The organism is Candidatus Electronema sp. TJ (genome assembly GCF_048287355.1).
Lineage (GTDB): Bacteria > Desulfobacterota > Desulfobulbia > Desulfobulbales > Desulfobulbaceae > Electronema.
This window is the reverse complement of sequence record NZ_JBLWEP010000020.1, coordinates 7,746-23,507: the sequence shown is the minus strand read 5'-3', so window position 1 is coordinate 23,507 and position 15,762 is coordinate 7,746. Positions and strand designations below refer to the sequence as shown.

11 protein-coding genes are annotated in these 15,762 nt (G+C 60.2%); all 11 read left to right on the top strand.

Going from position 1 to position 15,762, the window contains the following annotated elements:
* Window positions 1–246 precede the first annotated feature (246 nt).
* On the top strand, window positions 247–1,320 hold the full coding sequence (locus ACNKID_RS02870) for a DUF4469 domain-containing protein (RefSeq protein ID WP_417911926.1): 1,074 nt from the start codon (window positions 247–249) through the stop codon (window positions 1,318–1,320).
* A 137-nt stretch (window positions 1,321–1,457) separates the two neighbouring features.
* A complete protein-coding gene (locus tag ACNKID_RS02865; RefSeq protein WP_417911925.1) occupies window positions 1,458–3,797 on the top strand; it encodes a gluconeogenesis factor YvcK family protein in 2,340 nt (779 codons plus the stop codon).
* A gap of 82 nt (window positions 3,798–3,879) precedes the next feature.
* Window positions 3,880–4,254 carry a response regulator gene (locus ACNKID_RS02860; RefSeq protein WP_417911924.1) on the top strand — a complete coding sequence of 125 codons (375 nt, stop codon included), beginning with the start codon at window positions 3,880–3,882 and terminating at the stop codon, window positions 4,252–4,254.
* Window positions 4,202–6,118: an ABC transporter ATP-binding protein gene (locus ACNKID_RS02855; RefSeq protein ID WP_417911923.1), complete on the top strand. Its 1,917-nt coding sequence runs from the start codon at window positions 4,202–4,204 to the stop codon at window positions 6,116–6,118. Before ACNKID_RS02860 ends, ACNKID_RS02855 begins: the two co-directional genes overlap by 53 nt.
* Before the next feature lie 259 nt (window positions 6,119–6,377).
* Entirely contained in the window at window positions 6,378–8,213 is a 1,836-nt protein-coding gene (locus tag ACNKID_RS02850; protein WP_417911922.1) for an ABC transporter ATP-binding protein, read from the top strand.
* Window positions 8,214–8,353: 140 nt separating this feature from the next.
* A complete protein-coding gene (gene rpsF, locus ACNKID_RS02845; RefSeq protein ID WP_417911921.1) occupies window positions 8,354–8,776 on the top strand; it encodes a 30S ribosomal protein S6 in 423 nt (140 codons plus the stop codon).
* 36 nt (window positions 8,777–8,812) lie between these two features.
* Window positions 8,813–9,058, top strand: coding sequence for a 30S ribosomal protein S18 (rpsR, locus tag ACNKID_RS02840; protein ID WP_417911920.1), 246 nt, complete (start codon window positions 8,813–8,815; stop codon window positions 9,056–9,058).
* A gap of 27 nt (window positions 9,059–9,085) precedes the next feature.
* Window positions 9,086–10,063: a DUF2232 domain-containing protein gene (locus ACNKID_RS02835; RefSeq protein ID WP_417911919.1), complete on the top strand. Its 978-nt coding sequence runs from the start codon at window positions 9,086–9,088 to the stop codon at window positions 10,061–10,063.
* 55 nt (window positions 10,064–10,118) lie between these two features.
* A complete protein-coding gene (gene rplI / locus ACNKID_RS02830) occupies window positions 10,119–10,583 on the top strand; it encodes a 50S ribosomal protein L9 (protein ID WP_417911918.1) in 465 nt (154 codons plus the stop codon).
* A 125-nt stretch (window positions 10,584–10,708) separates the two neighbouring features.
* Complete coding sequence (locus ACNKID_RS02825) at window positions 10,709–13,366, top strand: replicative DNA helicase (RefSeq protein ID WP_417911917.1); 2,658 nt, start codon at window positions 10,709–10,711, stop codon at window positions 13,364–13,366.
* Window positions 13,367–13,930: 564 nt separating this feature from the next.
* Window positions 13,931–15,762: leucine--tRNA ligase (leuS, locus tag ACNKID_RS02820; protein ID WP_417911916.1), on the top strand; the 1,832-nt coding region annotated here is incomplete at its 3' end.

The following is a 15,762-nucleotide window of genomic DNA, read 5'->3' as shown; positions in this document are numbered from 1 at the left end:
GGAGGCGGCATCCCCTTCTCGCAGGACTGCGCCTCCTCTTCCCGCAGGATGCGCAATCCTCTTCTCAGAGGATTTCAAATCCCCTTCCCGGAGGATTGCGAATCCTCTGAGAAGGGAATTCGCCGCCCCAAGAGAAGAGGATTGAGCCTCGCATTTTGTTGACAAGCGGCGGCCTGCGCCGTATGATGGCGGAAAAGGATGACTTGCGCAGTTATCACGCGCAGATAATTCAACAGGAGACGAGCTATGGACTACATCAAGTGGAGACCGCAGCAGAACCACCTCACCACCCCTGTTTCGTACATCCCGCACTTTGTGCCGGAAAAGGTGGTGGGCGTGGACGAGATCGCCGCCGAGCTTGCCGCAGAGCATCCGGGCAGCGACGTGGAATTCATCAAGACGATCCTGAACAAGTTTCCTGAGAAGATTCAAGCGCATCTCCTGGGCGGCAGGCAGGTGACGATCAAGGGCGCATTCACCTTCACCAACGCCTTCATCGGCAGGATGGACAGCCCGGACGACCCGCTGCCCGCAGGCGATGACACGCACCAGGTGCGCATCTACGCGCTGCCGCCCTTCATGCGCAAGCTGCGGCAGGAGGCCCATTATGAAAAGCTCGCCGCCGCTGTCAAGCAGCCTGTTATTTCTCTGGTTGAAGACACTCATCTGAAGCTGCCGGACGTGCTGGCCGCAGGCAGCATCCTCAAGCTGAGCGGCTCGCTCCTCGCCTTTGCCGAGGACGACCCGGACTGCGGCTGCGTGATTGAAGGCACACGCTCAGGCCGGGCCGCGCAGCAGGTCTTTGGCCATGTCTCCAACAGCTCCATCATGCTCAGCCCGGAGATCCCGGCGCAGGAGGATCCGTGGAACAATGAGTACATCCTCTCGGTGAGCACGCAGTACACCGAGCATGGCACGGTGCGCACCGGCTCCTACCCGCGCAGGCTGCGCTCGCCGCTGACCGTGCAGCTGCCTCCCGGAGAAACAGGGCCGGGCATCCTCACCGGCAATGCCGCAGCGCCGTATGTGCGTGTCATCGGCTGCGCGGCAGACGCGTCGGAGCGGCTGCGCATCGCCGCATCGCTGGACGTGCACACCGGCATTTTGTATTTCAACCTCTTGGACATGAAGGAGCGCGGCCTGGCTGGCCCGGCAGTGGCGGTCACAGGCAACGGCGAGTACAGCCTGAGCGGCTTCGCAGGCTCGGCAATACTAGAGCTGACTGTGTCTGTGGACAGCTTCAGCGCGCTGGTCAGCTTGGTGCGCAACGGCTACCCCAGCAGGCTTGTGGATGTGCTCGACATACGGATGCCGGTCTGACAGACAAGCAGGACAAAAGGTTGATGCCATGCCGTAGGGGCGAAAAATTTTTCGCCCCTACAAGGTGTTGTTGTATTCACATCGGCCTGATGCCCCTGCGCTCCCACGAACAACCATTACACCCTTGAACGAACGAGATGGCCGATAACAGGATCAGCTTCCTGCAAGAGGTGATGCAGGGACTCAGCGCAAAGCGTTTCGCCCCCTTGGACTTTCTCGGCAAAGGCAGCCTGGCCGAACGGGCACTGGCCTTGGTCCTGGGAGAAGAGCCTCCCTCAGGAGTGCCGGGATGCGCGCGCGAATGGCAGCAGCTGGCCGAGGGGCTGCGCAGCTTTGATGTCAGCGACACGCGCGTGGTTGTCCTGGGCGGCGGCACGGGTTTGTCACGCGCTGTCGGAGGCGACTCGCGGCGGCCTGAGTGGAAGCTGAACCCGTTCACCGGGCTGAAGGAGGTCTTCCCCAACCTCTGCTCGTTGGTCTGCGTGACCGACGACGGCGGCTCGACCGGCGAGATGCTCAAGGATTTCCCGCTCATCAGTCTGGGCGACCTGCGCCGCGTCCTGCTGGCCTCGGTGCGCAGCAGCCATTTGAAGAACCAGTACCGGCTGAAAGACGCGGAGGCCGCCGAAATAGCCGGGATGCTGCACGGCATCTTCAATCTCCGCTTCAGCACAGCCCCGGACTCGCCGGAGCAGCTTTGGAAACGGAGCGGTGCCGCTCCGGAGCGGCTGCCCGCTCCCCTGGCAGGCTATCTCTCTGATCTGATAAAGCGGCTCTTCAGCGATCAGAGGATGAAGGCGGCCCTCCGCAGACCCCAATGCCTGGGCAACCTGCTTATTGCTGCGGCTGTCTATGGCAAACTGCCGGCCTTCTTCCGCACAGCCGAGCTGATCGCCAACCAGAAACGGCTGCAGGCGGCCACTCTGGACGGCATTGCGGAACTCTCCGTCGCTGTTGGCGCAGGAGGGCGCAATGCTGTTCTGCCCTGCACTGTCACACCAGCGCAGCTGCAAGTGCTCTACGCCAATGGGGTGATGGTCACAGGAGAGGCGAAGGCAGGCACCGCCGAGCGAGGCTGGCCTGTGGAACGGGTGAGTGCGCGCTTCACCGAAGCTCCTGTGCTGCCCGATGAAGCGGCCGCGCAGCTGCGCCGCGCAGACATTATCATCCTTGCCCCAGGCAGTCTGTACACTTCGATCATCCCGATCCTGCAAGTGCCTGGCATAGCCGAGCTGATCCGCAGCAGCAAAGCGTTGAAGCTGCTCATGGCCAACATCTGGGTGCAGCAGGGCGAAACCGATGCCACGCTGGACGCGCCTGAGCGCCGCTTCCATGTCTCCGACCTCATCCGGGCCTACAACCACAACATACCCGGCGGCACCGAGGGCCTGTTCTCGCATGTGCTGACCATAGACATGGCCGACATCCCTGGCTCCGTGCTGCAAAACTACGCCATTGAGAAGAAGGAGCCGATCTACGTGGACAGCGGGCAGGTGCGCGAACTCGGCTTCGAGCCGGTGCAGGCCCGGATATTCTCCCGCGACCTGCTGCGGCAGGAGAACATAGTCCAGCACGATCCGGCGGCGGCGGCCTTGGCGGTGCGCGCCCTCTGGGGCCTGAGAGCGGGAGGCTTCCTCGCTGACCCGCAGCCGCCGACTGTGCGCCGGAAAGCGCCGCAGGCTCCGCCGCTCAACATCTGCCAAGACAAGCTCCTGCCTTGCATCCGCCACGAGGAGATGGGCAGGATCATCAACACCTTCAGCTTCCGCCAAGTCAGCCTTGCTGCCGAGCAGACCAAGGAGCTGGAGCTGCCGGAGCGGGAGAGGCTCGCGGCAATGATCAGCGAAATCATTTGGCGGCACCCGGACATCCATCCTGGCCACCTCAGCGCGGTGCGCGGTGTCTGCCTGGTCAGTCCTGCGCGCTGGAGCCGCAGCCAGCAGTGGGACAATGTCTTCTCCTTTTACAACCCGGAAGACGGCTGCCTCACCTTGCGCGAGGACTTGGCCGAGGACGCGGCCCGGCTGGAGATGCCTTTGCTGGTGGCTGTTGGCCAGTCGCTGCTGGGCAACTACTGCGCGGAAAAGCATATCGAGCCTGTGCTCTTCCACGAGCGGCAGGTGGGCCGCATCTACTGGCTGACAGTGCGGGATCAGCATGACCTTAACGGCTTCCTCTCCGCCGAGCAGATAGACGCGTATCTGCAGCTCGCCCAAATGTCCCGCCCTGACCGGCGCAAGCGGCTCTACGCCCGCACAGTCAACGGCGAGGACGGGTTCCTTCCCCCTGGACTGCTCTTCGGCCTCTTCTTCGCCTGGTGCTTGGACAACCGCTTTGCCCCCAGCATTGACCATATGATGTCGATGATGAAAAGCAGCCCCACGGCCTTGGTCGCCAAACAGGCGGAGACCGTGCGGCGGCAGGAGCGTCTGACCGCTTTTTTCAGGGAGCATGTTTTCCGCAGCCAGACTCCCTAGGCGATGCGGTATAATGCAACCATAAGGCTGCGCCGGTCAAGGGCTGAAGCTGCGCGGCATGGAGAAAGCGAGAGAGGAGACTATGCGCAAAATATTGATCATAGATGATGACGGGCAGATACTGTCGCTGCTGGCGCGCTCGATGGAGCTGGCGGGCTTTGCCGCCGTCACCGCTGCTGACGGGCGGGAAGGGCAGCGTCTGCTTGAGAAGCAGCCTTTTGACCTGGTGATCACCGATCTGATCATGCCGGAGAAGGAAGGTATGGAAACCATAAGCTATATCAGAAAGAACTTCCCAGAGGTGAGGATCATAGCCATTTCCGGCGGAGGCCGCATCGGGCCTGAGACCTATCTGCCGGCGGCCTTGGAGCTAGGCGCGGACTTGGCTTTCGCCAAGCCGTTTCATGTCGATGACCTGGTGGCGGCAGTCAGAAAGCTGCTGGCCGCCGCAGCCTGACCCGGAACTCCGTCCGGCCCGCGCTCGCAGTCCTGCCGCAGCTCCTGCTGCGAAGGGACTGCCCACCTGCTTCCTTTCCCCGGCCATCATGCATTCCCGCACTGGCAAACCTGCGCCGCAGCCTGTTCCTGCTGACGCTTCCGCGCTGCTCCGCCTTGTCCTGCCGATCATGCGCCGCTTCCGCAGGCAGCTGCTCTGGGGCTTCACATGTCTGGCCGCAGCGCACCTCCTGCAGCTCACCATTCCCCGCTATTTGAAGACCGGGGTGGACGAGCTGGCCCAAGGCGCGGCCACTGGGCAGCGGCTGGCCTTTCTTGGCGGCTGCATCCTATTGACCGCCGCCGGAACAGGCATCCTCCGCTACAGCTGGCGCGTTCTGCTCATAGGCTTTTCCAGACATCTGGAGACTGAGCTGCGCGACCGGCTGACAGCGCATGTCCTGCGCATGGACCAAGCCTTTTTTGACCGCCGCTCGCCGGGAGACATCATGGCTCATGCCAGCAACGACCTGGGCGCGGTGCAGATGGCCTTCGGCATGGGCCTGGCAGCAGCAGCCGACGCGGCAGTGATGTCCGTTGCTGCCGTGCTCTTCATGGCGCACATCAGCCCTTCCCTCACTCTGACCGCCGCCCTGCCGCTGCCCGTGCTGGCAGTCGTCTCATGGCTGCTCTCCCGCGAGCTGCACCGGCGTTTCGACCGGGTGCAGGCCCAGTTCGGCCTGCTGACAGAATTCGCCCGCAACACGCTGGTCTCCATCCGCATGATCAAAAGCTGCACGCGGGAGGAGCAGCAGCTCCGCGAGTTTGATCGCCTGGGCCAAGACTACGCGGCCCTCAACATCAGAACCGCGTTCATTCAGGGACTGCTCCTGCCTGCGGCGATGCTCACAGGCAGCGTCGCCGCGCTGCTGGTGCTTCGCTCCGGCGGCGGAATGGTCATCAGCGGGACGATCAGTCTTGGCGATTTCGTCGCCTTCATCAGCTACTTCGCTATGCTTTCCCCGCCGCTGGCTGCTGTGGGCTGGGCCGTGGGCATGATCCGCCGTGGGCTGACCTCGCTGGCCCGGACCGCCCGGCTGCTGGCGGAGGCCTCTGTCTTGACCGCCAGCCTGCGGCGGGATGCGGCATGTCCGGCGCAGATTCTTCAGAGCTGCCCCCGCATTTCGCTCCGCCAGCTCAGCTTTTTCTATCCCGGCTCGGTCAGTCCGACCCTGGTCGGAATCAATCTGGAAGTCAGCCCCGGCCTGCTCGGCATCACAGGCAGAACAGGCTCCGGCAAGTCCACTCTCTGCCGCATCCTGCTTCGGCAGTATCCAACGGCGGACGGCAGCTATTTCTTCGCAGGCCATGACGTGAACTGCCTTGATCCTGCCCTGGTGCGGGAGCACATCAGCTATGCGGGCCGGGAAAGCCCTCTTTTTTCCGGCACGGCTGCGGAAAACATCAGCCTTGCCCGGCCTGACGCGACCATTGAGGAAATTATGGAGGCAGCCCATCTGGCGGCGGTGCATGAGGAGATCATGGCCATGCCGGAAGGCTACCGCACCCGGCTGGGAGAAAAGGGGCTGCGGCTCTCTGGCGGCCAGCGGCAGCGGATCGCCATTGCCCGCGCCCTGCTGGCCGACCGGCCTGTTCTGGTCATTGACGATGCCCTGTCCGCCTTGGACGCGGAGACCGGCGCGGAGGTCTTCGCCGCTGTCCGCGCCCGGCAGCGGGGCCGGAGCCTGATTCTTGTCAGCCATCATCTGCCCCTGCTGGCCTGCGCTGATCATGTGCTGATTCTGGAGCAGGGCAGGATCGCCGATCAGGGCAGCCATGCGGAGCTGCTGGCCCGCAGCGCGTATAGCCAAAGCGGCATAAAATGACTACAGCTGGAGCAGCATGTTTCTCCTGCAACCGTTGCGCCGCAGGGGCAGGTCCCTGCGCCTGCCTAGATGTCTGAAACAAAAAGCATACCTTTCACCATATAAAAGGGTTCCCTTTTTATATATAAAATGGAGACTTTTTTGCATATAAAAGGGAGGTATTTTGATTCCCAAAATGGGGGTATTTTGATTCCCAAAAAAAACGGCATGTATCAACGCATGCATTGCTGGAGCAGCAGGCAGCAGGGCAAAGAGGAGAATGCCGATGCGCAGCTTCGGCTATTTTGAGGAAGGCAGGGCCGGGCGCGTCTCGGACTGGCAGCTTTGGCGGCGGATATTCAGCCTCTGCTGGACAAAGAAAGCCAGCATTGTCTGGAGCGTGCTGCTCTCCCTGCTTGTCACCGCCGCTGTCCTGATCCAGCCCCGCCTGCTTCAAGCGGCCATTGACTCCTTCATGACAGGGGCCAGCACGGACGCAGCCGTCCGCCTGGAGGGTCTGATCCGCATCTCGCTGCTCTACGCGCTTGCCGCCATCACCGCCTTTGGCGGAGGATTCGCGCAGGTGCTGCTGCTGGAGCAGATCGGCCAGTCGGTCATGCATCAGCTGCGCAGCAGGCTCTACAGCCATCTGCTCTCGCTTGATCTGGCTTTTTTTCACGCCCATCCCGCAGGCCGTCTCGTCACCCGGCTGACCAACGACGTGCAGAACATGAACGAGATGTTCGCCTTGGTCATGGTGACCTTCTTCAATGACCTGCTCAAGCTGAACGGCATCCTGCTCGCGCTCTATCTGACCAATGTCCGGCTTGCCCTGCTGATGACCATATTTCTGCCGCTCTCGGCGGTCATCACCGTGGTTTTCTCACGCATTGCCCGCGAAGGCTTCCGGGCCATCCGCAGTCAGCTCGCAGTGGTGAACGCCTTTCTTCAAGAGACGGTGGCCGCCGCAGGAACGCTCCAGCTCTATAGCCGCGCAGAGGACAGCATACGCAAATTCCGCGAGCTGAATGCGGAATATCTTCTGCGCAACCTGCGTCTGATCCGTCTCTTCGGGGCCTTCATGCCGCTGACCGAGTTCCTCTCCTCCTTGGCAATGGCCCTTGTGCTCTGGCATGGCGGCGGCGAGACCCTGCGCGGCGAGCTGACCTTGGGCGAGCTGACCGCCTTCATAGCCTACATGCGCTTGTTCTTTCAGCCGATGCAGGAAATCGCCCGCAAATACTCGGTGGTGCAGTCAGCCTTGGCTTCGGCGGAACGAATCTTCGAGCTGCTGGACATCTCTGGAAGGATCATCGCGCCTGACATGCCGCTGGACGACAGACACATCCGGGGCGATATCTCCTTTGAGGGAGTCAGCTTCGCGTATCAGAACGAAGACGGGCAGCAGGGCGCGGCGCGGCGGCAGACTGTCCTGCATCACATTGATCTGCATGTCAGAGCAGGCGAGACTCTTGCCATCACCGGCCCCACCGGAGCGGGCAAATCGACCTTGGTCAGCCTGCTGGTGCGCTTCTACGATCCCGCCGCAGGCCGCATTCTGCTTGACGGCCATGACCTGCGCAAGTTCGCGCCGCAAACTCTGCGCCGCAAGATAGGTCTTGTCTTGCAGGATCCGCTGATCGAGCCGGACACTGTGCTGGCCAACATCCGCCAAGATGCCCGCCTGAGCCGCTCGGAAGTCTACCAGCTTCTGGTGCGCACAGGCTTGGACGTTTTCATCGCCCGGCTGCCCGACGGCTTGGACACCCGCATCGGCGAAGGAGGCATAGACCTGTCCGCCGGCGAGAAGCAGCTCATCGCTTTTGCCCGTGTCCTCTGCCGTGATCCGGCGGTGCTGATCCTTGACGAGGCGACCTCGTCTGTGGACAGCCAGTCCGAGCGGCTGCTGGAGCAGGCGTTTCGGGCCGGTTTCGCCGGCCGGACAGTGCTGATCATCGCCCACCGTCTGTCTTCTGTCCGCCATGCCGACCGGATCGCGGTCTTTGACCAAGGCCGACTGGCCGAGCTGGGCAGCCACGAGGAGCTGCTGGCCCGGCAGGGTATCTACGCCGAACTCTCCGCCGCCGCCACACGGCAGCAGGACGTGAGGGCCTGATTTTTATTATTTCTGTTGACACCGCCGCCGTCGCCGCGCTATATTCTGCCGTTCAGGACCATTCGGCCCTGCTTTTTTTATTCACCTTCTCGCTCTCCCACAGGAATCAGCGAGGGCCACTATGACCACGAGGAGGAATCATGCGTCATTATGAAGTGACTTGGATTATGCGTCCCGGTTTGGGCGACACGCAGTTTGCTGAGATCATTGACCGCACAGCGGCAATTGTCACCGGCGACAGCGGCGCAGTGATCGACATCAGCCGCTGGGGCATCAAAAAGTTGGCTTACGACATCAAAAAGGAATCGCAGGGCTGCTACGTCTGCATGAATTTCGCCGCGCCGGGCAGCACAGTCAAGGAGATGGAGCGCATCTTCCGCATTGACGACCGCATACTGCGTTATCTGACCATCAAGCTGGCCGAAACCATCGACGCAGCAGGCATCGAGCAGGAAAAAGAGCGGATCGCCGCCGCTGCGGCCTGCGCCGCTGAAGCCGCCGCAAGAGAAAACGGCGATGACAGTGCTCAGGAAATTGAAACGGACGCTGAGGAGCTGTCCTGAACTGCCGCCTGATCTTTCACGCTGGAGATATTCATCATGACTGCCCCGAAGACCAAAAAAGTGTTCCACCGCCGCAAGGTGTGCAAATTCTGCGCCGACAAGGTGCAGTATATCGACTACAAGGATGTCAAGACGCTGCGCAGCTTTGTCACTGAGCGCGGCAAGATAGTGCCCAAGCGGATTTACGGCACCTGCACCCGCCATCAGCGGCAGCTGACCGAAGCGGTCAAGCGCGCCCGGCATCTGGCCCTGCTGCCGTATTCCGGCATCGTTCAGTACTGAGCCGTCCGCAGGCGCGGCCAAGGGCATATGCAGAATGAGAACGGGCGGCGGCAGACGGCGTTTTCCGCCGAGTCTCTGCTGGTTGCGCTGCTTTTCCTGCTGCCCGCCGCAGTTCCGCCTTTCTTTGCATGGCTGAACTGCCTGCTGGCTGTGCCTGTCTTTGTGCTGCTGCAAATTTCGGAGGACGAAAGGAGAGCAGCGCGGCAGATGCTGAACTGCCTGCTGGCCGCTGCCGTTGTTGCTCTGCTGCTGGGGCGACCGGGGCTGTTTCTTTTCTCAGCAGCCATGCTGCCCTTGGGCTGGAGTCTGCACCGCAGCGCACGGCGCGGGGCCTCTCCGGCAGCAGCAGGCGGCGCAGGTCTTGCCGTTCTCAGCTTGAGCTGGCTGACCTTTTGGCTGCTGTACGGTTTGGCCGCAGGTGTGAATCCCTACAGCAGTCTGCTGCACCAGTTAGACAGCTCCTTTGCCCGGCTGACAGAGGCATATCGCGCCAGCGCGGAGATTCCGGCGGAAATGCTCCATGACATGGAGCTGATCGCCGCCGAGCTGCGCAATGTGCTCCTGCCCAAGGTGCTGCCCGGCCTGCTGGCAGGAACAGCAGTTTTCACGGTCTGGCTGAACATGATCGCAGGCAGCAAAATGTTGCGCCGCCTGCGGGCGGAGCGGGCTGTCTGGCATCCCTACAGAAACTGGCGGCTGCCGGACATTCTGATCTGGCTGCTGATTGCCGCCGCTGCCCTCTCGCTGCTCGGCGGAGGGCTGGCCCAAGCCGGATACACGCTGGGCATTGCGGCAGGGCTGCTGTATTTTTTTCAAGGCGCGGCGGTGTTCGCCAGCCTGCTGCACCGCTGGAATATTCCGGCCTTCTGGCGTGCGGTCTTATATTTCTTTGTCGCGGTTCAAGGATACGGAGTGCTGCTGCTGACAGCGGCAGGCGTGGCCGACACTTGGGCCGATTTCCGCAGGCTGGCTCAGGACGGGAGGCCCGATGCCGACCCCTCCTGAACGGCAAACGGCGCAGCCGCCCGGCGGCCAGCCATCACAGATGAGGATTGAAATCATGGAAATCATATTGAGAAGAACCATCGACACCTTGGGACGCGAAGGCGAGGTTGTCAATGTCAAACCCGGCTACGCCCGCAACTTCCTTCTCCCACAGAATCTGGCCGTGGCTGTGAACTCAGCCAGCTTGGCCCGGCTGCAGAAGGAGCAGGCCGCCATTGCCAAGCGGCTGGCTGAGGAGAAAAAAAATGCTGAAGCTTTGGCCGGCAAGCTGGAGAACCTGACAGTGTCCTTGAACCGCAAGACCGGCACCGAGGGCCGTCTTTTCGGTTCCGTCACCGGCGGAGACATCGCCGACCAGCTGGCGCAGCTCGGCATCACGGTGGATCGCAAGGCCATCATGCTCAAGGACCCGATCAAAAGCGTTGGCGAGACCAGAGTGGCGGTGAAAGTCGGTTACCAGATGACCTCGGTGATCACCGTGCAGGTGATGCCGGAGATCGCTGCGAACGCAGCAGCCTGAGCATCTTTTCAGCATTCTGCGCACAGGCTGCGGGGCGGTGTCGCGCTCCGCAGCTTTTTTTTCTTTGCTCCGCCTTTTCTGCGCGGGGCAGGCGGCAGTCTAAAAAAACACCGCTTTTCTGAGTGATGTCTCCGCTGCCTGACCATCCAGCCGCTTCTTCTTTTCCCATTCAGCAGCCTGCGGGCCGTGTTCCTCCTCAGAACAACGAGGCCGAGCAGTCGCTGCTGGGCACAATCCTCCTTCAGGATAAAGCCCTGCTCAAGGTTGTGGAGCTGCTCCAGCCGGAAGATTTTTATTTAGACCGGCACAAGGTGATCTTTGAGGCCGCAGTGACGCTGTTTGAACAACAAGCACCGCACGATCTGGTTTCCGTCACCGACTGGCTCCGCGATCACAACCGATTGGAAAAGGCGGGCGGCTCCGTCTATCTGACCCAGCTCACCGAGGTTATCCCCTTCACCGGAATGCTGGCGCATCACGCAGGCATCATCCGGCAGAAGGCCATATTGCGCAGGCTGATTCAGACCAGCTCCGAGCTGGCGGCTCGTTGTTATGACGCGCAGGGCGACATAGACGCGCTGGTTGACCGCGCTGAACAGGCGATCTTTGAAGTTGCCCAGTCGCGCAAGAAGCAGGGCTTTGAGCCGATGAGCCGGATCGTGCCAAAAGCCTTTGATCGGGTGACGCGGCTCTCCGAGCGCAAAGAGCACGTCACCGGCGTGGCCACCGGTTACGATGAACTCGATCGGATGACCGCCGGCCTGCAGCCGTCAGACTTAGTTATTCTGGCGGCAAGACCGAGTATGGGAAAGACGAGCCTGGCCATGAACATCGTCCAAACCGCCGCAGCGATCAACAAGATTCCCACTGCGGTCTTCAGCTTGGAGATGTCGGCAGAACAGCTTGCCCTGCGGATGCTCTGCTCTGTTGGCAAAGTGGATGCCCAGCGCATCCGCACCGGCCATCTTTTCAAGGAAGATTGGTCTAAGCTGACGCGAGGCACCGGCATTCTCAGCGAGGCACCGATTTACATTGATGACACTGCCGGTCTCACTGTGCTGGAAATGCGGGCTAAAGCCCGGCGGCTGAAGTCGGAGTACGGTCTCGGTTTGGTGGTGGTGGATTACCTCCAACTGATGCAAGGGCGCTCCGGCAGCGAAAACCGGAATCAGGAAATCAGCGAAATCTCGCGCTCGCTGAAGGCGATGGCCAAAGAACTGGACGTGCCGGTGCTCGCCTTGTCTCAGCTCAACCGCAGTTTGGAGAGCCGCACGGACAAACGGCCTATGATGTCAGATTTGCGGGAGTGCGTAACCGGCGACACCTTGGTTCTGCTTGCCGATGGCCGCCGCATTCCTATCCGTCAATTAGCCGGGCAAGCCCCTTCCATCATTTCGGTCAACCTGACCGGACAAATAGAATGCGCTCCCAGCGAGTTCGTCTGGTCTGTTGGCAAAAAAGAAACCGTGCGCATTCAGTTAGCCAGCGGGCGCAGCCTGCAATGTTCTCAGGAACACCGCCTGCGTTCCTTGATGGAATGGAAGGAAGCTCGCACGCTTCAACCCGGCGACCGCATCGCTCTTGCTCGCAGCCTGCCGGAACCTGCTCAGCCCATTCCTTGGTCTGAACACGAGATCATTTTGCTGGCGCATCTGCTTGGCGATGGCAGTTATGTCAATCATCAGCCTCTGCGTTACACTACTGCCAGCGAAGAAAACAGCCAATCCGTCACAGCAGCAGCACTGGCCTTTGGGTCAAGCGTCAAGCGGCAACCGGGCAGGGGCAAATGGCATCAGCTAGTCATCAGCGGCAATGGAAATCGCTGGCATCCGGCAGGGGTCGGCAAATGGCTCAAGGAGTTAGGCATCTTTGGTCAGCGTTCGCACGAAAAACATCTGCCCGCAGGTGTGTTCCAACTGCCTGACGAGCAGCTTGCCCTCTTTCTCCGCCACCTTTGGGCAACAGACGGCAGCATTCATGTTGGCAAGGAGAGGCCGCGCATTTATTTCTGCACCGCCAGCGAACGGCTGATCCGCGATGTTGCCGCCCTGCTCCTGCGCTTCGGGATTGTAGCCCGCATCAAACATGTCACCATCGCACGCAGTCCGCAAGGCTGGTTTACGGCGGATGTTTCCGGGGTCGAGCAGCAGCTCGCCTTCTTGCAGAAAATAGGCGCATTCGGCCCGCGCAAAGAGCCTGCCGACAAAGCGGCTGCCGCGCTGGCAGGGAAGGTGGGCAACACGAATGTGGATACGCTGCCGAAAGAAGTGTTTTCGCACATCCGCGAGCAAATGCGGCTGAAAGGTATCACGCAGCGTGAAATGGCAAGGTTGCGTGATACTGCCTACGGCGGAACTGCGCATTATCATTTTGCTCCATCAAGGAAAACTGTATCCAGTTATGCCGAACTTCTGGATGATGACTGGCTGCGCAGTATTGCTCAAGATGATTTGTTCTGGGATCAGGTTGTTTCTGTTGAACCGGCAGGCGAAGAAGAGGTCTTTGACCTGACTGTGCCGGGCAATGCCTGCTGGCTGGCGGACGGCATTGTCAGTCACAATTCCGGAGCAATCGAACAGGATGCTGATGTCATTATGTTTATTTACCGGGACGAAGTCTACAATAAATCGCCGGAAAACCCCAACAAAGGCATTGCCGAAGTGATTGTCGGCAAGCAGCGCAACGGGCCGACCGGCACCGTCAAGCTGACCTTCCTCGGTGAATACACCATGTTTGAAAACTACAGCAATCTGGAGCCGCCGCACGGGAATTCCTTTGCTTGAAACAAAGCTGCCGAGGAGTTTGGCCCATTTTTTTGGCAAGCAAGGAACGAGCATGGCTCGGTTGCCAAGGAGTTTTGCTCGGCAGGAAAGGAGTTGCAGTCGGCAGGACTTCTTTCTTGCCAAACAAAACTTCTTTCTTGGCGGGCCGCAAAGAAGTTCTGCCGACTATAACTCCTTTCCAAGTCGGCAACACTCCTTTGCGGCTTAGCAGAACTTCTTTCTGAGTCGGCAAGACTTCTTTCTTGCCGAGCAAAACTTCTTTTCAGCTCGGCAGAACTCCTTTTTGGCCAAGCCAGATTCCTTTGCCAGCGAGCAAGAAAGGAATGTCAAGAGATCTGACACGGCTGCGCGGAAGATGGTGATCACCTCAGCTTCCTTGAGACTTTTCCCTTTGCCCTGCGCATTGCGTCGCAGCGGCTGCGTCAGGGCAGGCGCGAAGGCTGCGGCAAAGAAAGCCGCAGGCGGATGCAGTGTTCCCGCATTTTTTGCTGTGCAGAAAAAACGCCGCATTGTATGCTGATGCCGATCAACAGAATTTTTCTCCCCGCTGTCAGGTAAGCGAACATGGACACCAGCAAGGAACCCCTCAAATACGATTTCAAGAGCATTGAAGCCAAGTGGCAGCAACTCTGGCTGACCGAAAAGCCCTACAAAGTCAGCGCAGATCCGCTGCGGCCCAAATATTATGTGCTGGAGATGTTCCCGTATCCGTCTGGCCGCATTCACATGGGACATGTCCGCAACTATTCCATCGGCGATGTCATAGCCCGCTACAAACGGCTGCGAGGATACAACGTGTTGCATCCAATGGGCTGGGATGCCTTTGGATTGCCCGCAGAAAACGCCGCGCTCAAGCACGGCGTGCATCCGGCGCAGTGGACCTACAGCAATATTGATTACATGCGCGGCCAGCTCAAGGCGATGGGCCTGAGTTACGACTGGGATCGGGAAATAGCCACCTGCCGCCCTGAATATTATCGCTGGGAGCAGCTGGTTTTTCTACAGCTCTTAGAAAAAGGGCTGGTCTATCGCAAGAAAACCACGGTCAACTGGTGCAATGATTGCGCTACCGTGCTGGCGCGGGAGCAGGTGATTGACGGCTGCTGCTGGCGCTGCGATCAGCAAGTTGTGCCCAAGAACATGCACGGCTGGTTCCTCAAAATTACTGACTATGCCGAGGAGCTGCTGGCGGATTTGGACAAACTGGGCGGCTGGCCGGAAAAAGTTGTCACCATGCAGCGCAACTGGATTGGCAAAAGCCAGGGCCTGGCCTGCGATTTTCAGCTTGAAGAAGGGCAGGGCGAGAAGATTGCCATCTTCACCACAAGGCCAGACACCATCTTTGGCGTGACCTTTATGTCGCTGGCCCCTGAGCATCCCCTGATTGAGACCTTGATCAAGGGCACAGAGCACGAAGCAGCGGTGCGGAGCTTCATCGAGCAGACCCTGTTGGAGAAGCAGCGCATGGCGTTAGACCAGGAACCGGAGAAGCACGGCATCTTTACGGGGAGATATTGCGTCAATCCCTTCACCGGCGGCAGAGTGCCCATTTATGTGGCCAACTTTGTCTTGATGGAATACGGAACTGGCGCGGTCATGGCTGTTCCTGCCCATGATCAGCGCGATTTCGAGTTTGCCCGCAAATACGGCCTGCCGGTTTGTCCTGTCGTGCAGCCGCCGGGCGATGCGTTAGACGGTGCAGGCATGGAAGCTGCCTGGGAAGGCGACGGCGTGCTGGTCAATTCGGGCAAATTTACTGGAATGCCTGCCGCAGCAGCGAAAAAGGCCGTCATTGCTGAGGCGGAAAAACAAGGTTTTGGCAAAACGCACACCACCTGGCGGCTGCGCGACTGGGGAATTTCCCGCCAGCGCTACTGGGGTGCGCCGATTCCGGTGATTCATTGCGAACGCTGCGGCGCAGTGCCCGTGCCCGCAGAGCAATTGCCCGTGGTTTTGCCCGGAACTGCGCCGCCCTACGGCAGTCATGCCCCGCTGCATCAGCAAGAAGCCTTTTACAAAACCATTTGTCCCCAGTGCGGCCAGCCAGCGCAGCGCGAAACCGACACCATGGACACCTTTATGGAGTCCTCATGGTACTTTGCCCGCTACACCAGCCCGCGCAAAGACGATGGTGTTCTCGATCAGGCCGAAGTCAACTACTGGCTGCCTGTAGATCAGTACATCGGCGGCGTGGAGCACGCGATTTTGCATCTGCTCTACTCGCGTTTCTTCACCAAGGCCCTGCGCGACCTTGGTTATTTGCAGATTGACGAGCCGTTCACCAATCTGCTCACCCAAGGCATGGTGATTAAAGACGGGGCCAAGATGTCCAAATCCAAGGGCAACGTGGTTGACCCGGACGATTTGATTCAGCAGTACGGCGCAGACACGGTGCG